25 protein-coding genes are annotated in these 17,420 nt (G+C 44.6%); 19 read left to right on the top strand and 6 right to left on the bottom strand.

Features of this window, described 5'->3' with window-relative positions:
• Window positions 1-126 precede the first annotated feature (126 nt).
• Complete coding sequence (locus IEW74_RS16105; RefSeq protein ID WP_188667021.1) at window positions 127-528, bottom strand: helix-turn-helix domain-containing protein; 402 nt, start codon at window positions 526-528, stop codon at window positions 127-129.
• A 151-nt stretch (window positions 529-679) separates the two neighbouring features.
• On the opposite strand from IEW74_RS16105, the gene IEW74_RS16100 reads away from it, so the two are divergent.
• The 7 genes from IEW74_RS16100 to IEW74_RS16070 all read left to right on the top strand — a co-directional run bounded on the left by IEW74_RS16100 (window position 680) and on the right by IEW74_RS16070 (window position 3,451).
• The gene (locus tag IEW74_RS16100; RefSeq protein ID WP_188667020.1) at window positions 680-886 is read left to right on the top strand and encodes a helix-turn-helix domain-containing protein; all 207 of its coding nucleotides are present in this window, start codon (window positions 680-682) and stop codon (window positions 884-886) included.
• The gene (locus IEW74_RS16095; protein WP_188667018.1) at window positions 883-1,098 is read left to right on the top strand and encodes a hypothetical protein; all 216 of its coding nucleotides are present in this window, start codon (window positions 883-885) and stop codon (window positions 1,096-1,098) included. Before IEW74_RS16100 ends, IEW74_RS16095 begins: the two co-directional genes overlap by 4 nt.
• Before the next feature lie 11 nt (window positions 1,099-1,109).
• Window positions 1,110-1,505 carry a hypothetical protein gene (locus IEW74_RS16090; protein ID WP_188667017.1) on the top strand — a complete coding sequence of 132 codons (396 nt, stop codon included), beginning with the start codon at window positions 1,110-1,112 and terminating at the stop codon, window positions 1,503-1,505.
• Window positions 1,502-2,032 carry a hypothetical protein gene (locus IEW74_RS16085; protein WP_188667016.1) on the top strand — a complete coding sequence of 177 codons (531 nt, stop codon included), beginning with the start codon at window positions 1,502-1,504 and terminating at the stop codon, window positions 2,030-2,032. The genes IEW74_RS16090 and IEW74_RS16085 overlap by 4 nt, the downstream gene beginning before the upstream one ends.
• 3 nt (window positions 2,033-2,035) lie before the next feature.
• The gene (locus tag IEW74_RS16080; RefSeq protein WP_188667015.1) at window positions 2,036-2,242 is read left to right on the top strand and encodes a hypothetical protein; all 207 of its coding nucleotides are present in this window, start codon (window positions 2,036-2,038) and stop codon (window positions 2,240-2,242) included.
• Between the two features lie 76 nt (window positions 2,243-2,318).
• Window positions 2,319-2,801, top strand: a complete 483-nt coding sequence (locus tag IEW74_RS16075; protein ID WP_188667014.1) for a hypothetical protein — start codon at window positions 2,319-2,321, stop codon at window positions 2,799-2,801.
• A complete protein-coding gene (locus IEW74_RS16070; protein ID WP_188667013.1) occupies window positions 2,777-3,451 on the top strand; it encodes a hypothetical protein in 675 nt (224 codons plus the stop codon). Before IEW74_RS16075 ends, IEW74_RS16070 begins: the two co-directional genes overlap by 25 nt.
• 80 nt (window positions 3,452-3,531) lie before the next feature.
• On the opposite strand, the gene IEW74_RS16065 is transcribed toward IEW74_RS16070, so the two are convergent.
• A complete protein-coding gene (locus tag IEW74_RS16065; protein WP_188667011.1) occupies window positions 3,532-3,915 on the bottom strand; it encodes a hypothetical protein in 384 nt (127 codons plus the stop codon).
• A 127-nt stretch (window positions 3,916-4,042) separates the two neighbouring features.
• On the opposite strand from IEW74_RS16065, the gene IEW74_RS16060 reads away from it, so the two are divergent.
• From IEW74_RS16060 to IEW74_RS16030, 7 genes are all read left to right on the top strand, one after another.
• A complete protein-coding gene (locus IEW74_RS16060; protein WP_188667009.1) occupies window positions 4,043-4,813 on the top strand; it encodes a hypothetical protein in 771 nt (256 codons plus the stop codon).
• 193 nt (window positions 4,814-5,006) lie between these two features.
• The gene (locus IEW74_RS16055) at window positions 5,007-6,929 is read left to right on the top strand and encodes a hypothetical protein (RefSeq protein ID WP_188667007.1); all 1,923 of its coding nucleotides are present in this window, start codon (window positions 5,007-5,009) and stop codon (window positions 6,927-6,929) included.
• Window positions 6,926-8,707, top strand: coding sequence for a hypothetical protein (locus tag IEW74_RS16050; RefSeq protein ID WP_188667006.1), 1,782 nt, complete (start codon window positions 6,926-6,928; stop codon window positions 8,705-8,707). The genes IEW74_RS16055 and IEW74_RS16050 overlap by 4 nt, the downstream gene beginning before the upstream one ends.
• Before the next feature lie 9 nt (window positions 8,708-8,716).
• Window positions 8,717-9,574 (top strand): YkgJ family cysteine cluster protein, encoded by an 858-nt coding sequence (locus IEW74_RS16045; protein ID WP_188667004.1) that lies wholly within the window; start codon window positions 8,717-8,719, stop codon window positions 9,572-9,574.
• Between the two features lie 141 nt (window positions 9,575-9,715).
• Entirely contained in the window at window positions 9,716-9,991 is a 276-nt protein-coding gene (locus tag IEW74_RS16040; RefSeq protein WP_188667001.1) for a DUF6626 family protein, read from the top strand.
• A complete protein-coding gene (locus tag IEW74_RS16035) occupies window positions 9,988-10,362 on the top strand; it encodes a hypothetical protein (RefSeq protein WP_188667000.1) in 375 nt (124 codons plus the stop codon). Before IEW74_RS16040 ends, IEW74_RS16035 begins: the two co-directional genes overlap by 4 nt.
• Window positions 10,359-10,670 carry a hypothetical protein gene (locus IEW74_RS16030; RefSeq protein ID WP_188666997.1) on the top strand — a complete coding sequence of 104 codons (312 nt, stop codon included), beginning with the start codon at window positions 10,359-10,361 and terminating at the stop codon, window positions 10,668-10,670. Before IEW74_RS16035 ends, IEW74_RS16030 begins: the two co-directional genes overlap by 4 nt.
• 3 nt (window positions 10,671-10,673) lie before the next feature.
• Here IEW74_RS16030 and IEW74_RS16025 read toward each other — a convergent pair whose 3' ends face one another.
• The 4 genes from IEW74_RS16025 to IEW74_RS16010 form a co-directional block, all read right to left on the bottom strand.
• On the bottom strand, window positions 10,674-10,988 hold the full coding sequence (locus tag IEW74_RS16025; RefSeq protein ID WP_188666995.1) for a helix-turn-helix domain-containing protein: 315 nt from the start codon (window positions 10,986-10,988) through the stop codon (window positions 10,674-10,676).
• On the bottom strand, window positions 10,985-11,341 hold the full coding sequence (locus IEW74_RS16020) for a type II toxin-antitoxin system RelE/ParE family toxin (RefSeq protein WP_188666993.1): 357 nt from the start codon (window positions 11,339-11,341) through the stop codon (window positions 10,985-10,987). The genes IEW74_RS16025 and IEW74_RS16020 overlap by 4 nt, the downstream gene beginning before the upstream one ends.
• Before the next feature lie 61 nt (window positions 11,342-11,402).
• Window positions 11,403-14,204, bottom strand: a complete 2,802-nt coding sequence (locus tag IEW74_RS16015; protein ID WP_188666991.1) for a hypothetical protein — start codon at window positions 14,202-14,204, stop codon at window positions 11,403-11,405.
• Between the two features lie 120 nt (window positions 14,205-14,324).
• On the bottom strand, window positions 14,325-14,621 hold the full coding sequence (locus tag IEW74_RS16010) for a hypothetical protein (protein WP_188666989.1): 297 nt from the start codon (window positions 14,619-14,621) through the stop codon (window positions 14,325-14,327).
• Between the two features lie 321 nt (window positions 14,622-14,942).
• On the opposite strand from IEW74_RS16010, the gene IEW74_RS16005 reads away from it, so the two are divergent.
• From IEW74_RS16005 to IEW74_RS15985, 5 genes are all read left to right on the top strand, one after another.
• Window positions 14,943-15,368, top strand: a complete 426-nt coding sequence (locus IEW74_RS16005) for a hypothetical protein (RefSeq protein WP_188666987.1) — start codon at window positions 14,943-14,945, stop codon at window positions 15,366-15,368.
• Window positions 15,361-15,594, top strand: a complete 234-nt coding sequence (locus IEW74_RS16000; RefSeq protein ID WP_188666986.1) for a hypothetical protein — start codon at window positions 15,361-15,363, stop codon at window positions 15,592-15,594. The genes IEW74_RS16005 and IEW74_RS16000 overlap by 8 nt, the downstream gene beginning before the upstream one ends.
• Window positions 15,591-16,181, top strand: coding sequence for a recombinase family protein (locus IEW74_RS15995; protein WP_188666984.1), 591 nt, complete (start codon window positions 15,591-15,593; stop codon window positions 16,179-16,181). Before IEW74_RS16000 ends, IEW74_RS15995 begins: the two co-directional genes overlap by 4 nt.
• A gap of 554 nt (window positions 16,182-16,735) precedes the next feature.
• On the top strand, window positions 16,736-16,999 hold the full coding sequence (locus IEW74_RS15990; protein WP_188666980.1) for a hypothetical protein: 264 nt from the start codon (window positions 16,736-16,738) through the stop codon (window positions 16,997-16,999).
• A gap of 117 nt (window positions 17,000-17,116) precedes the next feature.
• Window positions 17,117-17,420: hypothetical protein (locus IEW74_RS15985; protein ID WP_188666978.1), on the top strand; the 304-nt coding region annotated here is incomplete at its 3' end.

Here is a 17,420-nt window from a genome sequence, read left to right as displayed (position 1 = left end):
AAGCCATCATGCGGCGGCCTTCATAAAATTAAAGGCCAACAGACCGCGAAGACAACCATGAAATCGGCTAAGATGACAAAGATGGAGCTTGACAAAAAGGACCGCTATTAGACAACAGGGTGTTACCTATAGGCCAAGTAAGGCCGCATACCGTTTTACATCCACTTTACCATCACTATCATCAAGACGGTCATTCTCCAACGACAGCAGCGACAAAATGATCTCGGCTTTTCTTTCTGGCTTCACCGACTTCTGGTTTTTAGACATTAAACGCTCAGTTTGAATGATCACATCACGCAAACGTTCTTGGTCTACACCGAGGTTCGGATCAATCGGCAGCCGATCATCAATCAGATCAGCAGCATGGCAGCCGAAAACTTCCGCAAATTCCGACAACCTTATTGTTGTTGTTGAGCTTCTACCGTTCTCGATTCTGTTTACCTGAGAGACAGTTATGCCTAAACGATGGGCGGTTTCTTCCATCGTTAGCCCTGCTTTTTTACGAAATTCTTTAATGCGATTTTGCACAACATGCCTCCTGAAAGCTTGGAAATCTCAAGCTACAGATAAGACTTTGCACGATATGCAAACTTTCAAAAGGTCATTATATGCAATTTATAGATTGACAAATATTGCATTAAACGCTCAATAATATCGCATCATAAATCGGAAGGTGCGAATGTTGCTTAAGGTGTATTTGAAGAAAAAGAAGATCACCATGCTGGAATTTGCGGCTCGAATTGATGTGAACGTCTCAACCGTGAGCCGCATCTGCCGTGGGGTTGTCGTCCCGTCACGCTCGACCATGCAACGTATATTTGATGCGACAGACGGCAAGGTTCAGCCATCCGATTTAGTTCAATTTGATCAGGGGAATAGAACATGAAGAGACTTCTTTCTGCACTGACTTTAGCTGCAATTTTGTTTGCAAACGGTGCTGCTATCGCCGCAGGAACTGCCTATCAGGTGCGTGTTTACTGTAAAGGCCAGCCAATGTGGGAGACGGTGATTACGGCTCAAGCTGCCGGAGCGGCTCAAAACATCGCCGAGCGTCAAAATCCCGGCTGTAAGGCCGTTGTCCTTGGCGTTGCAAAATAAGGAAAATAGATATGTCAGACACAGAAATTCCGGTAACACCCAATGCGGTGACCTTTCTTCACCACGCACAGAAAGACATTAAAGTAGTGAAGAATGGCTTTGATTGGCCTGCTTTCTTCTCACCGTTCGTCTTTGGGCTTCCGCACTTGCTTCGTAAAATTTGGGTGATCGGCGGCATTCTTTTCGCTCTATCAGTTCTGTCCTTCTTCACTCCGGCAGGTGCATCTGAGGAAGACATGATCGTCATTGCCGTTCTTTCATTGGGGGTCGGCATTGGTATAGGTATTTGGCTTGGTAAAAACGGGCGTGCCCACCACGCAAAGTCGCTGTTGGCTCAGGGATACGAGTTTGCCCACCCGGAACACGAACTAACTAAGGCAGCCAAGCTTAAGTGGGGCATCTTGTGATCATACGGCTTCTTTGCCTCATTGGATTTGTCTTCACCCTCAGTGGCTGCCTACAAGGCACTTTTGTCACGATTGTCGATGGCAATGGGGACTATCAGAATTTGGCTCGTGTGAAGACGAACATTGTCAGTTTTGCTGCTATCGCTGATAGGCTGAACAATCAAGGTATTCGATATAAACAACAGATGCTTGAAGACGGCAAAGTGCAGGGTGAATGGGAACCGACGTTTGGGGCGAGTGAATATAGTTGCCACGGTATCTTTCTGAAAGAATGCCAGATGAATTTAAACCTGCCGGTAAATCTTCCCGACATGGTGTCACAAATGATAGTGATGGAAGCTAAGAAAAAAGGCGATCCCGAAGAAATGCTGACGGTCTCTTACATCGTTGTTTTACCAGAAAGTGCCCGTGTCAAATCTACCAATGCCCACAATCAATATGTCGATGAAGATGGACTGAATCTGGAATGGTCATTCACACCTGATCCGGGGGATGTGCTTCGCATCAACTTTAAAGCAGGAATTTAAAATATGAAGAAAACTATCAAACTGGCTCTATGGGGCTTGGTGATCTTGGGATCAATTATTGGGGCGTATAAAGTCCTTATTGCTCTCCTTGATACAAACTTGGGTTGGCCTGCGACAGCAGCGACCGCCGCCATAGGGATCGGCTTTGCCGTTGTCCCTTATTGCATTGCCCGTGCAGTCAATGAAATTCTCTATGAGGTAGAGTTATGAATAAAACACTGAAATACTTTTTGATCGGTCTCGGTGTTGTAGCGTTAGCTCAGATCATCAGGCACGTTTTTCTTTGATGCGACTTATTCTTTTGATCTCCATTTTTTTCTCACTTCCCGCATGGGCCTACAACGAGAAAAACGCCCCTGACATTGACTATAACCGGGACCCACAATATTGGGATCAACGTCGCCAAATGATGGAAGGTGGTAAAATCAAACGCATCGCCGACAAATGTGAAGAATATACCCAGCTTCACGGTGACATGGCTGAACGTGCGAATGGCTGGCTTTATCGCTTTGCGGTTCCTTATGGTGGCAGTAATGCTTTCATTGATCGTCCAACTCATTTCAAAATCGAAAAACGCATCATTGCCATCCACGGCCAACTTCGCGAAGACAACCGTTGGGAACGTCATGGGGCTGCGGTTGTTGGTGCCGAAGAACGTTGCAGGGTCAACTCAGAGAAGGCTAGTCAACAAATTATTGAATTGATGAAACCGTTTGGGGCGGTCTATATGCCGGATAAAAACGATTGGACAGAAAGCTGGAAAAAATGATGCGTCTTCTTGCGATTTTGGTTTGCCTGTTGTTTTTAAAGGCCGGTTCGGCTCAAGCTTTCGAAACCATCCGTTTGTCGAATGATAGCCGGACAGCGGTGGTTTTAATCGACGATTTTGGAACGAATGAGATCGCAGATAAATTTGTGAAAGATATCGAACACCTTCCATTGACGGTCAGGGTTCTCCGTTTCAATGAAGATAATTTTGGTGGCCGAACGCCACATGCATGGAAAATTGCTAAAACACTCCGTGAACGAGGCATAACCACGTTCATTGATGATGCCTATTGTGCCAGTATGTGCACGTTAATCTTTATGGGTGGAATAAAAAGAGACGCAACACCCGGTTCATCATTTATGATTCATGTGGTGCGTGGGAATGATCGCAATCCGGCTGCTACAACAAAGGTGAATGCCTATGTTGGAGGCTTGTATAAGCGATACGGATTATCTGAACCGCTGGCTGAGAAGATATTTATTACCGATGAAAGCACTCGGACAGATCATCGATATTCAGCAGTTGAGGCTCAGCAAATCGGTTTAGTGACAGACATCCGACGCACGCTTAAACGCTATGACGATGGTTCCGGTAGCACTACAGAATCTCAAGAAACTGTGATCCCTCTAATCAAGGGCCTAGACTATTAGGGGCAAGACCCTGAATGAATAATCCTGACCCTTGACGGAAAACTGGAAATAATCAAATTATTTGGATGAATTATCGCTATTCAGGAAGAGGAATTCAGTAGATTGGTTTGCTGCGGTGAAACTCTGATCTGAGGGTCAATCAAATTCAGGGTAGTGTCATAACCAACGACATCAATGCAGGTCGCTCCATCGATTTGGACCAGAGACATCCGTTCGTTTTCAGCAAACAATGCAAGGTCCACGGTGAAGGCAATTACTTGGCCACAATCGCCTGTGCCTCGCATCTGCACACTTCTGACATTCGCGACTGTGCAGTTCAATAAGGGGAAATAGACCCGTATATCGTCCACGTCTTTTGGGGAAAGACGACCCGCAACTTTCGCTGTGACCGTGATTGCCCATTGATAAAGACGCTGTGGGGCTTGGCTTGGTTCTTCGGTTAAATCAAATTGACTGAGACGCATGACGAATTCCTCTTCGGTTTCTTCATAGTATTTATCTCAGCGGCGAAAGTCGCAGCGTGTTACCTCTGGCCTTTAATTCATCTTCTATGCAAGAATGCCTGAAACATATTTAGGCACGAAGGTCAGCATGTTTGCATTATCGCACAATCAAGTTATGTCGTTGGTTCAGATTGATTGGGAAGCCCCTGACTGCCCTTTAAAACTAAATGATACTTTAACACTGGCTGATCTCAAATCATCGCCTCTCTTAAAACATACACGGTTATTTTTAACGCATTTGGATACGGATAAAGGTGTCAAACTCACTGCCAAGGGAAACCTGAACCGCAAATTTGTCAGCCAAATGTTGGATAAGTTCCCATGGCCTGATTATGATGTTGCCACCACGCGACGCATGCATAAAGTCATCAATGAAGAAGATTTCATGCCGTTGCATTTCATTCGCGTGATCTGTGAAGTTGCCAAGCTGACACGGAAGTATAAGGGACATCTTAAGCCGAGCCGTTTGGGCCGTTCCCTGCTGGATGATGACAGTGCCGGACTGCTGATGGATGAATTGTTCACAGGCGTCTTCCAGCATTTCAATCTCGCCTATATGGACCGGATTGGTGTTGAAGATAACCTGACACCACAAATGGGGTTGATCCTCTATGGAATTTCAAAGCTTGCCGATAATTATGTCACGCCGGGCGAACTGGCAACCTTGCCCATAGATGCTTTCAAGGAGGAACATCATCTCTGGACGCCGGAAGTGCTGTTTGAAATGCGGGTGCTGAAATATCTCGAATGGTTTGGTCTGATGGAAAAGCGTAAGCATGCAGCCAACGATCAGCGTTCGCGGAACTATATTTATCGCAAGACGGCGTTGTTCGACCGGTTCATTCGGTTTGAGATTTGAAAAATATTCCCTCAAAGCCATTCATAGGGCATGATGCGTCAAATTGTCATAGTGTGTATAATTCAATTTTTAGGATTGGCTGTGGTGTGTTGAGTTCTGTCGTAGTTTAAGTTGAAGAAATAGGCGGCGAAACCAAAAATGAAGAGCAAATCATCCAAACATTGGAAAAAATTATGGACGAGATTAAAAAGCAATGACCACTGACGATACCGCACAAAATAAAATTGGCGAAATCGCCGCTGAAATGATTTTCAGCAAAACTGATCACGTGGAAATTGATGCTGAGACCATCGTCTTGTTGAATAGCCTTCAAGGTGAAACGTTCACGATTGACGATAAAACTCTCCGCTTCATCAGTGATGAAGAACGTCATAAACATGCCGCCGCACATTTCTCAGGCCAATGCTATATCAATGATCAATGCATATCGGAAAAATGGTTAGAGATCGCTTCAAAACTGGCACCTTTCAAAGAAACATTGGATTTATTTCTTTCGTACACTGTCAATAATATTGACCCATTCCTTGCGGCAGCCGAGGCCATCGTCAACGGCACCGAAGACCTATGGCGAGTATTAGATGTCGTCCGCCGATCTGTGTCTAAAATTGACGTTATAAACACCTCAAGCATCATCCAATTATGTGACGCACAGCATGAACACACTAAACATGATTTGATGCGAGGCCGATTATTCAATGAAATTGGAAGCAGATTAGAAACATTCCCTGAACTATGCTGTGAAATGCTGACTGCACTCCGTCCTATATTCCGTGAAGATATTGCCTCACTTTACACGACGACAATACAATCTCTGGCAAAATCTGATGCCGATACAGCGTACAGTGAAGCAACTAATGACCTTACTTCCGAGAACAATCTATTGCATGCCAATGCACTGTGGTCGCTGGGAGTGCTGAAAGCTCGTGGTTACCTATCAGAACCGCAATCTGGTACATTATTGACTCATTGCACTTCAAACATTGAAGATCAAGTAGATGAAGTACGAAATGCGGCTCTACAGTCAGTCGTAAAGGGTGCATTGGTTGATGATGATTTCGCTGCCGAATTATCCGTGCAAATCGATCTGAGGAATGTCGATGCAATCTGTTTTTTAGCTTCTGAGCTTTTTTACGCCGATTTTGCAGCATTGAAGTCCAACCAGAACTTCAACTTGTGGATCGCATCATTTGAATATATCCCCTTCGAACGGGAAAGTATTGTTGATACCGTCGTTTCCATTTTGGATAAGATGTATAAGAAAGGTGATACTGAGCAAGTCATTTCTGTAATTGAAAACTGGCTAATCCAACAGGGGTACAACAGGAACTACCCAATCACAAAAACCCTGAATTCGACAACGCACGAAATTTTACAAGACCAAGCTACATTGTCTCGTATCCTGACTGTCTGGCTGGTTAGCGATCATCAACCTTTAATGTTAGCTGCGGACGAAATTTTCTCTCACTACCTTACCATTGATTTCCATGAACCGAAATTCAGCATGGATGTTGTGAATAATTATGATCGTGAAGACATACGCTTATTACTGCGACGAATGCTTGGGTTCGTGGATAATGAAACCCAGTTATTGTCTCTTACGTTGTCACTTCTAGAAACCACAGACGCACCGAAACGAACCTATCCATTTGTTGCAAGTGTGCTGACAGAAGAAATTGGTGTCGATTTCCCCGATGATACGGTCAAAAAACTTGAGGAAGTTAAATCCGGCACCAACCAACCAGAGTTAATCAGTTTGTGTGATCGTGTCTTGAAATCGATCAACGACTACCGTGAAGCTCTGTCTAATTTGCCACAAATTAAAGAGCTTGCTCCCAACCCTCAGCATGTTGAACGATATTACATTGAGCGTGATAAACATATGAGGGAGGTTCAAAAGGAAGCTGAAAAAGATTCGATCATCCGGCAGATCGCAACAACGATCCCACTGAAAGCTGGCACAGCGAGCTTTTCGTTTTTCCAAGGTGAATATCGCGAGCCGTCCCCACTGCACCCATACGAACATTACATCACACTGCCACGTCGTTTTGTATTTGATAGCATCGGACTGGAATTAAGAAAAATGAGTTATCGACACTCTCGTAAGGGCGAAGAATGAAACTCATCCTTTCGACCTATCTCCGCACCATGAAAGAGCGTGATGAATTCGATGTTCTGATACCTGACTTGTTGCAAACGATGGGAATTACTCCCATCACAAAGGGACAACGTGGCACCCGTCAATCAGGCGTAGATTTGGCCGCCGTCGGCCCGGATATTACTGTTTCAGAAAGCGACCCAACTTACGGGAAAGAAAAGCTATTTCTTTTTGTTTTGAAGCAAGGGGATATTGATCGCAATGTGTGGAACGGTCAGGGAGAGCAATCCGTAAAGCCAAGTATAGACGAGATTTTCACAGATTATATTCGTAGCCATATTTCTGCAAATCACCGCGATTTACCCAAGAAAATTATCCTCGGCACCACGGGGGATATGAAAGAAAACGTCAAACCGAGTTGGTCAGGTTTAACCGAATTTTACCACGATAAAGCTGCATTCGATTTTTGGGGTGCAAATGAAGTCGCGGGTTACATCGAAAAGCATATGCTTAATGAGCATTTGTTCAAAGATGACGACAGAACTGATCTTCGGCGAACCTTGGCGTTAATTGGCGAGCCAACCTATACCTGTCGTGATTTTGACAATCTACTGCGGCGGCAATTGGGGTTGGATGTTTCAGGTAATATCGAGGCCGAATTCAGTAATGACCAGCTTCATAAAGCCCTTGTACGTATCAACATGGCCGTGCGGATGGTTAGTGGCTGGGCATGTAACGATGGGGATACCAAAGCCGCTCTACAGGTCTCTGAACGTGCCTTATTGTGGTCATGGCACCGCTTACTGAAACAACAGACCAGATCAACAAAATTGAAAACCGTTTATGCTGATCTGTGCGGAACATACGCATACAACGCCGCAGCCTATTTCAAAAAAATTCAACCATATTGCTTAGTCAGAGATGGTTTGGCACGACAAACTGAATCCTGCAACCTGTTTACACTGACCCTCTTTGAACATATTGGCCTTCTTGCCAGCATCGGTCTTTTCATCACTTACTGCGGTGCAGGAAACGATGAACTTTACGATTATATTGAATTAAATGACATAGCTGATGCACTTGTCGGCGTCCTAAAGAACAATCCTGCAACGTCTTCACCACGGCTAGACGGTCAATCTATCGACATTACACTGGCAGTAATCTTTTTGCTTATAATGGACCGTCACGATGAAGTCATTGAATGGGTGAGGAAAATGATTAACCGAACCTGCTCCATGTTTTACATGCGACGAGGCTTTCCTGTTGATTCCGATAACATTGAAGATTTGATCGAACTCGATGAAGCACGCCCATCACGCGAGCGTCGAGAAGAATTAATGCAAACATCGTGGTTGCTACCGACCTTGGCGGGGTGGTGTGGAATCTTAAACCAAGAGCAACTGTATGGCGAACTTCACAACACGATGACCAAAGACGACTTCCCAAATATTTGTCGTCAGTTGTGGCACCCTGTAGCTAATGACATTTTCAACTTCATGTACTATCAGAATGCATGCCGGGAAACGGGAGAATGTGAAGCTCCGATCATATTTGAAGAAGGTATGAATGAATATACGGATCGTATGCGACAAATCATGGCATCAGAACGACACCAAGTGGTAGAAGCATCACCGGCACATCAGGCTGACCTGTTCGGCATTGACTTTGTCTCCAGCCGACATTTTCGAAACCCGGTCGCACCGTCATTCTGGTATCGTTTTTTGCCTGAAAAGCCAGATGCTATTCTGGCAGAAAATGCTGAGCAGACACAAGTTGCTGAACAGCAGATACCAACTTAGGGAGTCAGCATGATTTGGAACAAAATTACAAGTTTCTTCAATCGGAACCGAGCCGTAGAAAAAACTGTTAGTCAAAAAGCAATCACCGATATCCCCCAGCATCAAGACACACCACAAATTTGGCAAAGTATTGACGAAATCATTACAAACGGGTTGAACGAAATTCAGGCGATTTCTCCTCTGAATAAACCCATGTATATCTATCTTGAGGAAGTCTCCAAAAAATTCAATCATTTTGGGAACTTGATTGCCGAAAGTATCTATAAAAGCTGTTCATCGGGATCAGAGATTGGAGAAATTGAATGCACAAAAGGATGCAATCACTGTTGCAAACTTAACTCGGCATTACAATTCGATCCTGAATTTGGCTCAAAAATGCAGAAATTTGAAGATGGCGATACAGTCGGAATAAGTTTGTTGGATTGGATTTCCTTAATCACGGTGTTAGAGAAGCCAAGAAAGTTGCAACTCCTGAAAAATGCAAAAGATGTAGAACGACAGGTTCGAAAAGATGCCAGCACCAGACCCAATTGCCCTTTCTTGATCGCCCGTAAATGTTCTGTTTATGAAAACAGACCATTTGTTTGCAAAGTTTTCGTCAGTGACGACCTTAACCACTGTGTCTCGCAGTTCAGCACGACAGCCAACCAGCCCATAACGGATAGAGAATTAACCGCTAAAGTTCGAGATAAATGCTTTGCATTCGAAGCCGGTGCATTTCAGATCATCAATGAGAAAGTTGGAACAACTCAATTTGGCCCGTTCGATTTCATCCAAACCATATCCAAAACAAGTGCCCTTATTAAAGATAAGGATATAAACAAACTCAAGTTTTTAATCGAAAGGCAAGCTGACCAAAACGTGTAACATTCACGTTATTCTATAGACCTTATCGATTGAGCGATCTTCTTGTGTTGTTATGTCGACACGATACAACATGTCTGAACAAGATTGATGCTCACCATTGATAAATACCCATAGGAAAAATCTTATGGGGAACATAAAAAAATGATGATTAAAACCGAGGGCATGCCGCTTCATGAACAGATGTTTGAAGTGCTGCGTGCAAACTACTTTCTAAATGATGCGGCTGATTTTAGTCGCCGGATGGGCCGCAGTCGCACTTACCTGTCTACGCTCAGATATAACGGCCATACGCCGTCTACGGACGCTTATGCGAACCTTCTGAACTACTTGCGGGAATGCTATGGTGAGACCGAAGATGCCGACCTTAGAAATTGTCTTGAGCATTACATCAAACTGGTTGAGGAGGAAGTGGCATGATGAAAATATCCATTGTACCGATCAACTTCACCGGCAATTTTCCGTTGGGCTATACGGTACCAAGAATATTTTTACCAAAGGTCGAACTTGGCGGTCATAGTGTTTTGGTGTCAACACTGGAAACAGACACCCTGTTTGATGATATCTACCAAATCAAAGTCACCGGACGACTTATAATTTCCCACGAGCTTGATTACGGCAATATTGAAGAGATTAAAGAAATTGAATCTGGAAGTTGCTTTGACAACGGCGTGACCGCACAAATCTGGAATGTGAAAGCCAAGGTTGATGTCGATAATATCATGACCATTGATCTTGATTATATGAATGCTGAAAAGGCTGCTACTAGCATGGAGGGTGTCAAGCAATGACCGAGTTAAATGATTTCGTACAGATCGAAAAACCGACGTTCAACGATTACAAATACCTGCTTAAGCTCGACCTTGAACCTGCTCGGCTGGATAAGCTGGTTGAGTTACTTCCAAGAATGTCCTCGGTGTCAGTGTCAACCATGCTACACCCGGTCGATCTGGATCAGTTCTGTCGCGACATGTTCCGCCTCTGGGGCGATTATGTGAATATTGAAGTTTGGTTTGATGATGCCGAAGAAGGGCTGAATTTACTGGAATTGTTGGACGTGAAAGCGGAGAGTTTCCGTGTTCGGGAGACGCAAACTTAAACGTTAGGCCAGAACTTCCAGACCTTTGCGATCAATCAGATCAAGCAGACGTGCGGCGGCCCCCTTCGGTGGGGTGCCGTCCTTGGCTTCCCATTTGACGACGGTTTTTGTAGAAACGCCGACGAGCTTCGCTAATACCGCTTGGCTGATATGCTCACGTTCTCGCAGTTCTTTGATTTTTTTTCGATCAAAGTCAGCTTGGTGCAAACAGCGTTCATCAAATTCCCGCATGGTTGTTTTGGAAATGGCACCGGCAGCATGAAGATCAGACATCATGCCGTGCAATGATTTTGATAGATCAGATTTATAAACACTCATTGTATAACCTCCAATTCCCGAAAGACTTTCAAGCCGCTTTCATCCAATTGCATGATGACCTTCGCGGCCGCTTTCAGGTCTTGCTTTTCACCATTCGAAATATTTGCCTTTTGGTTCTTCTTGAAGCCGTGGATAAAGAAAGCCTTATCATCAATCTTCAATGCGATAATGGTTCTATACGAGCCGCTTTTACCCTGACCGACAGCAGCGATCCGCTTCTTGTAGACCATGCCACCCAAACTTGCCTCATATTGTCCTTCATTGACCTCTAAAGCAGCTTTAACCAACTTGGCATCAGTGATATCGGTTTGCTCGCACCATTTATCGAACTGGCGTGATGTAAAGACCCGCATCAAAACCTCTATGCTAAAAATTACTATACTATAATATGGCATATTTGAGAAGATGCAATCGTTATGAAGTCAACTTCACCCGGTACCGACTGTTCATCTCTATCGTCAACCCGATTTCACGCCAGAGACGTTTTGACATGATGGCCTGAGTTGTAATGTTCGGGTTATTGCGGAAGCCCAAGGTCCGACCGGAAGTCTGGTTAAACTGATCCAAATAGAAAAGCTGCACCATGTTGTTCGTGCCGAAAACAGCATTCTCGACCAAGAGCTGCTCATATTGCCCCGGTGCCAGCATCGTATAGACCGATGTAACAATATCTACTTCACCGTGATTGAAGCGATTTGAGCCTTTAGCCGTATCATGCGTGGTTGCCAGTCCCTCTGTCATGTTCGAAATAACCAACCCGTTCGGTGATTGAGTTTGAATTTCTTGAACCAGTTTTTTCACATCGGCTTTACGAGCTTCATTGTCAAAATGAAGCCTTACACTGATTTCGTCTGATGAGAACAGTTCAGGTCGGTCAAAATTGAAGACGACGGGGCCGTTGTCCACATTCTGCATCGCTGTAATGATCCGGTGTTCCGTCGTCAAAAAGGTGATCCGGGCAGGGTTGTCATTCCACCAGTTCTCGATCTTCGCGTAATGTATATTGCCATATACGTTTTCATAAGGGCTAATCGCGGTTTTAACACCAAAGCGTTCACAATCAGGCTGGATGGTGATCATGTCGTCATCACTAAACTGGCACTCAGCAATCTGCCGGATACGATCAAATTCCTTGTCTTCGAAGCCGAGTTCACGAAAGACCGTAAGGCGTTGCTTATTTGATAAATCGAGATATTTATCACCAAGTTCACGAACCCGATCCACTTGTTGTGCGGGATATTGCACCATCAGATCAGACATCCGCACTTCATCATAAATGATCCATTGGGCAGCCATGCAGTTATATAACGCAACCATATCCCGGTTAGCTTTGCCCTTAGCATATTCTTCGGCATAGCTGTGATGAAGCCACAAACGTGTTCCGCCATGTAGGTGCCATCTCTGAACAACGCTATGCACGGTGAACCAGACCGGGCGTTTCTTTCTGTTCTCATCAAGATGCAACTGATCCCACAATTCCTTCTTTCGGGACTCTAGATATTCAACCAGTTCACCGCCCCTGCTGTATATGTAGTCCAGAACATTGCTAAACCCCGCTTCGGCAATCATTGCGGAAGTCGGTTTGGGCCTTCCCAAAACTTCACAAGCCTCTGCGACATAATGGCTCAAGGAATATAAAACGATGCCTTGGTAAGCATCATCGGTATTCAATTCATTATATTCCCGGCATTTCTGTTCAGCTTGATCATAACTTTGACAGGCAACAATAATATGCCCTTCGTGGGGAACATCATATTGGGGAATAGCTCGCATAATTGAAGTAGTTTTGGTCGCCCCTTCGCCTGTGAAAATACAACATTTACGTCCATCAAGCGAATAAGCTGCAAGCAATAAATGTTGACCCAAGTTATCCCGGACGTCTTGGGGAGTGTGGACCTTTTTGTCAAACAAACGTTCGACCATCCATGGGATTTCCTGATTATTCATTTCCATGATCAAGTGATCGTTAATCAGGAAATACTCCACGAGTTCATTGACTGTTTTGGGCAGGCAATAATCCTGTTTCTCACCTCGAACAGTTCCTTGTTGCACCAAACGATCATGATCTCCTGCCATATAACTGGCCGGGTTTTGATCCTGCTCATCATTGAAGAAATGGACGATGTAATCATCAGTTCGCGACCCAATACTAGAGGGTCGAGGGTGATATGCTGTTTTCCCCCAAACACGTTCACACATAACCGATAATTCATTGATGAAACGGCTTTGTTGATCCTCACTCAGGTCGCACTTTAGTAATCTTGTTTTTGGTTTTTTGGCTGTAGGTAAACGTTCAATTTCAAGGAATTTTCTTGATTGGTGAAACCAATCAGTTCTACCACGGGCATTCTTGCGGAACTTCGACCACAAAACAGCTTGAGGGACAGCTACCCCGGCAGGAATGCCAATGGGACTATCTTTTTCATGTTTACGGATGCCCCATGGCAGGCGTCGCCATTGTTCTGGCCGTTTCAATACATCATCGGCGTCAAACATAACTCCATGAGACTGCAATACGCCCGATAATGCATCCCATGCGGCCTGAAAACCATCTCGTAGATATTTGTCAGGTAAATCGGGCAGGTCGCAATCGATTTCAATGTCATCAAGTATACCAAACTGTCGAGGGGCCAGATGGCGAACATCAAAAGCGATATGTAAATGACAGGACTTGCTGCCTGACCAAATAAACTCAATTCCCCGGAAGTCACGAAATTGGCATAACGCTTGGTAAATTTGCCCGATTACACAATCAGTATTTTTGTTGCCACCAACAGCCCAAAGGATTTGCTCTGTCAGAGCTTCTTGAAAGTTCTCAGATGGATCAATTTCAAACGTATGGACATAAACACCACAGTTTACGACACGCTGACTTGGCGACGGGTAGTACCGTCCATCTTCACCCTTTTTCGGCACCACCGATGTATTAGCGAAATACAGAATGCCTTCACCACCAACTTTCGCAAGCGGCGTGCCTTTTATGAATTGCTCAAACGTTTGCTCATGGTTATACCCCGGTATCCAAGGCTCTGATGTCAATGGTAGATATGTCTTCTTGTCAGAGTCATACATTGTGCTTGCAAGAAACGAAAGCAGCTTGCTTGTCGGCTTCTTAATGGATTTCGTGATCCTGCTCAGGGCTTTGGGTGGCAGGAAGCTCAAGTATTGGCGGACACAATCCTCAGCATCTTCTCTTACATAAGCAATGTCAGTCATCTCTATGTCTCAATATTATCGGATATGATTTTATTTATCATCGTAGAACAACAACGCTGTTTTCTATCCTTGAAATGGATCAGCCACCGAGTTTTTTGGCTCGGTAGCTGATGTCAGGCACTACTCAATCGTTTTAACCGTGCCTTTGTTTGAGTCTCCTTTATGTACAGAATAAGTAAAGATGAGTTTCAGGTCTTGAGCATCTGGTCCTTCATATTTGTCACCAAAGTGATCATCATTAAGAAGAGCACTGATTATCTTGATCATATCGGCCTTCTCCTGCCCCTCAAAAAGCATTTCCATGCGTCTCATTTCATCACCACTACCATTTGCATTATCCGTATCTTGCGGCTTCCCCTTTTCAGAGAATTCAAAATCATCATTCATCATTTTTCTTCCATTATCAGTTATGATCATTATTTATCGCCAATGAACATCGTTGTTGTTCATCACCTGAATCGCCTTAGAACGTACCTTTCTGAATCGTTCAATTTAAAAATGCTCTCACTTTGAAATTTCTTCTGGAATGATAACTGGGCTACACTCGATTCGCTCGAAACATGATGCTTTCAGATCGAAAAATTGTCCAATTTGAATGGACTAGATGAAATCATCGAGTCTATTGAATTGACTCACGAATTTGGAATATTTGAGCATTTAATGTAAATTAATTAAGCATAAAATTTGACAAACCAGAATGAAGCCATAGCATTGTTGGTGAACAAATTAGGTGCAATCATGCTTAATCTTCAATTCTCAGATCAAACAAAACCAACAGCCGTAAAGGCACGACAAAAAGACCCACTCGATATTTTCTCAGAAAGTCTGAACCAACAAATCGAACTGGTGAAGCTGCTTCAAGCGGGTGAAACGCTAACACAAACGAAACGCCGTTATGTGAGCGGCAAACGTGTTGAAGTTGATGTCGAGGTCCGTCCATGGTTTTGGCAAAACGATCATGACCAGTTCCTATTGACCCCCCGCTACAGTTCCCAACCGATCCACATAAACAACCACCCGAGCATCCACTGCGGCCCCGACCTTCCTTCCGTCCAAGCAGTCCTAAACCACCTCAAAGAAGCTCTCACTGACCGTGACGCCACGTTGACCGAAGCCATTCACGAAGCCCGTCGTAAAACACAGTGGGGCAAGAACCATGGTTAAGTCATTTAACCGGGTAAACGCCGATTATGTAAATCCGATGGACATAACGTTACGAGTTCGTTCCGAAAACGTTGTGGAGAATGTCCTTCCGGCGGACAATGCTCAGAAGTGTTCAAAAACCCCCATTGTCGCCGACCGTCGTTTTACGGCAGATTTTAGCCAAAACGAAGTTGCCGGTTTTGACCGTTCAATAACCAGTTCGTTTTTGAACATGGTGCCGTCATGAAAGTCGCATTCTATCTTCGTGTCAGCACCGACGATCAAACCATCGAGAACCAACGTCGTGATCTCGATGAAGTTGCCCGTCGTCTAGAATGGGATATCGTCGCAGTTTATGCCGATGAAGGTATCAGTGGCTCTAAAGGTCGCGATCAACGTCCACAATTCAATGAATTGCTCAAAGGTGTTGCCCGGAAGGAATTTGATTTAATAGCAGCGTGGTCAGTTTGTCGATTAGGTCGGTCATTATCCGATCTCGTCAACTTCCTTAATGACATCAATAATCGTGATGTCGATTTGTATTTGCATAAACAGGGCTTGGATACGTCAACACCTGCCGGTCGCATGATGTTCCAGATGCTCGGCGTATTCAGCGAATTTGAGCGTGCGATTATATCTGATCGGGTTAAAGCCGGTCTCGCTCGCACTGATAAAGTGATTGGCCGCCCCGGTGTTGGGGATTGGAAGATCAATCGGGTGAAGAAGCAATTGCGATCAGGTAAAAGCATTCGTGCTGTCGCGGAATTGGCAAAGGTGTCCGTGGGAACCGTATCAAGAATTCGCAAAGAGATGGCCGCAGAGGGATTGGTTTAAGTGCTGACGGTCATCTGCTGTCGCAGAGACCGACACCACAGCACTATCTCCGTTCGCGTTGCTTCCGTCGATATGTGCTGATGGTGTGTTTTTAAAATTCCACCCTTATGGGGTGTTGCTAATAAAAGTATTGAGTAAACCCCTACAAGGGTGGAATTTTGAGATATGGATGACCCGCCGCCCGATGCGTGAATAGCGAAGCGACAATCCCTCTGTCGATTAATCATTTAACGAAGTGAACTGACGCGAGGTTTTGACGGCAGGTGCTTGCACCAACGTCATAAACCGATGTGGCGGCACTCGGCGACTAGCCGACGTGCCTTCAATCTTTTCGTTGATTAGCTATGGATGCCGGTGATCCGCGATTACTGTGAACGATTCACACGGTAACTTGATTACCAACAGCGACTACTTCACCGACACCAGTATCATCGAAATTTACACGGTAAACCAAAGCCGAATGCTTGGTGCGGAGCAAGTCAAAAATCTAAAATGACGTATGGTCAGAGGTACGGGATAAGGGCTTCATTATTAACCAAAAAAAGGTGACTACAATGTTAAGTCAAATTCAATCTGCATGTGCACTCGAACGTATCAAAAAATGGAGCCATGAGGATGTCGAAGATATCATAGAAGACGTATACACCATCATCGGTCAGGAAATGCTCTTTGTGCACGATGTGATATGCCATGTTGCGATTACAACAGGTCGCGATGAGGAAAATGAGGACCTGACCGATGGCGTAATTGCCACCGACAAAAAAGGCAACAAAATCGTTTTCACCTACTCAACAGAAATTCAGAAAGTTGACGGGTAATTACTTCAATGGAAACCTATGATGTTATTCATAGGTAAATTCATAATCTAAAGAATTACCTGAATGATTCCAACATCGATATTGCCGGGATAATAACGGGCCGCTTTCATACCCGTCATGTCCCCGCTAGGCTCCACCATTACAGAGACCACACAGGCGGTTACGTCGTGTGGTCTTTTTGTTTTTATACCGTCGATTACCATCACCGTAGATCGCCATAAACGGCGTGTGAACGGTGCTGCAAACGTCTGTGGTGTGATTGCGTCAATCATCGTCAAACCCGCTGTAATCAACGGATACACATTCCCGCTTAGCTCCACCATTACAGACGGACATTCATACGGTGACGTGGAATGTCCGTTCTGTTTTTATCCTTATATTCTACCGTTTATAGACCATTTCAATGACGTTGAATGGACGA

Source organism: Terasakiella brassicae (assembly GCF_014641495.1).
Classification (GTDB): domain Bacteria; phylum Pseudomonadota; class Alphaproteobacteria; order Rhodospirillales; family Terasakiellaceae; genus Terasakiella; species Terasakiella brassicae.
The sequence above is the reverse complement of the archived record's forward strand: the minus strand, read 5'-3'. Positions and strand labels throughout refer to the sequence as shown.

What these genes read in the sequence shown, in the direction of transcription:
- IEW74_RS16100 (WP_188667020.1), top strand. Translation starts at nt 680, where the DNA reads ATGTTGCTTAAGGTGTATTTGAAGAAAAAGAAGATCACCATGCTGGAA.
- IEW74_RS16095 (WP_188667018.1), top strand. Translation starts at nt 883, where the DNA reads ATGAAGAGACTTCTTTCTGCACTGACTTTAGCTGCAATTTTGTTTGCA.
- IEW74_RS16090 (WP_188667017.1), top strand. Translation starts at nt 1,110, where the DNA reads ATGTCAGACACAGAAATTCCGGTAACACCCAATGCGGTGACCTTTCTT.
- IEW74_RS16080 (WP_188667015.1), top strand. Translation starts at nt 2,036, where the DNA reads ATGAAGAAAACTATCAAACTGGCTCTATGGGGCTTGGTGATCTTGGGA.
- IEW74_RS16075 (WP_188667014.1), top strand. Translation starts at nt 2,319, where the DNA reads ATGCGACTTATTCTTTTGATCTCCATTTTTTTCTCACTTCCCGCATGG.
- IEW74_RS16065 (WP_188667011.1), bottom strand. Translation starts at nt 3,915, where the DNA reads ATGCGTCTCAGTCAATTTGATTTAACCGAAGAACCAAGCCAAGCCCCA.
- IEW74_RS16060 (WP_188667009.1), top strand. Translation starts at nt 4,043, where the DNA reads ATGTTTGCATTATCGCACAATCAAGTTATGTCGTTGGTTCAGATTGAT.
- IEW74_RS16055 (WP_188667007.1), top strand. Translation starts at nt 5,007, where the DNA reads ATGACCACTGACGATACCGCACAAAATAAAATTGGCGAAATCGCCGCT.
- IEW74_RS16050 (WP_188667006.1), top strand. Translation starts at nt 6,926, where the DNA reads ATGAAACTCATCCTTTCGACCTATCTCCGCACCATGAAAGAGCGTGAT.
- IEW74_RS16045 (WP_188667004.1), top strand. Translation starts at nt 8,717, where the DNA reads ATGATTTGGAACAAAATTACAAGTTTCTTCAATCGGAACCGAGCCGTA.
- IEW74_RS16040 (WP_188667001.1), top strand. Translation starts at nt 9,716, where the DNA reads ATGATGATTAAAACCGAGGGCATGCCGCTTCATGAACAGATGTTTGAA.
- IEW74_RS16035 (WP_188667000.1), top strand. Translation starts at nt 9,988, where the DNA reads ATGATGAAAATATCCATTGTACCGATCAACTTCACCGGCAATTTTCCG.
- IEW74_RS16030 (WP_188666997.1), top strand. Translation starts at nt 10,359, where the DNA reads ATGACCGAGTTAAATGATTTCGTACAGATCGAAAAACCGACGTTCAAC.
- IEW74_RS16025 (WP_188666995.1), bottom strand. Translation starts at nt 10,988, where the DNA reads ATGAGTGTTTATAAATCTGATCTATCAAAATCATTGCACGGCATGATG.
- IEW74_RS16020 (WP_188666993.1), bottom strand. Translation starts at nt 11,341, where the DNA reads ATGCGGGTCTTTACATCACGCCAGTTCGATAAATGGTGCGAGCAAACC.
- IEW74_RS16015 (WP_188666991.1), bottom strand. Translation starts at nt 14,204, where the DNA reads ATGACTGACATTGCTTATGTAAGAGAAGATGCTGAGGATTGTGTCCGC.
- IEW74_RS16010 (WP_188666989.1), bottom strand. Translation starts at nt 14,621, where the DNA reads ATGATCATAACTGATAATGGAAGAAAAATGATGAATGATGATTTTGAA.
- IEW74_RS16005 (WP_188666987.1), top strand. Translation starts at nt 14,943, where the DNA reads ATGCTTAATCTTCAATTCTCAGATCAAACAAAACCAACAGCCGTAAAG.
- IEW74_RS16000 (WP_188666986.1), top strand. Translation starts at nt 15,361, where the DNA reads ATGGTTAAGTCATTTAACCGGGTAAACGCCGATTATGTAAATCCGATG.
- IEW74_RS15995 (WP_188666984.1), top strand. Translation starts at nt 15,591, where the DNA reads ATGAAAGTCGCATTCTATCTTCGTGTCAGCACCGACGATCAAACCATC.
- IEW74_RS15990 (WP_188666980.1), top strand. Translation starts at nt 16,736, where the DNA reads ATGTTAAGTCAAATTCAATCTGCATGTGCACTCGAACGTATCAAAAAA.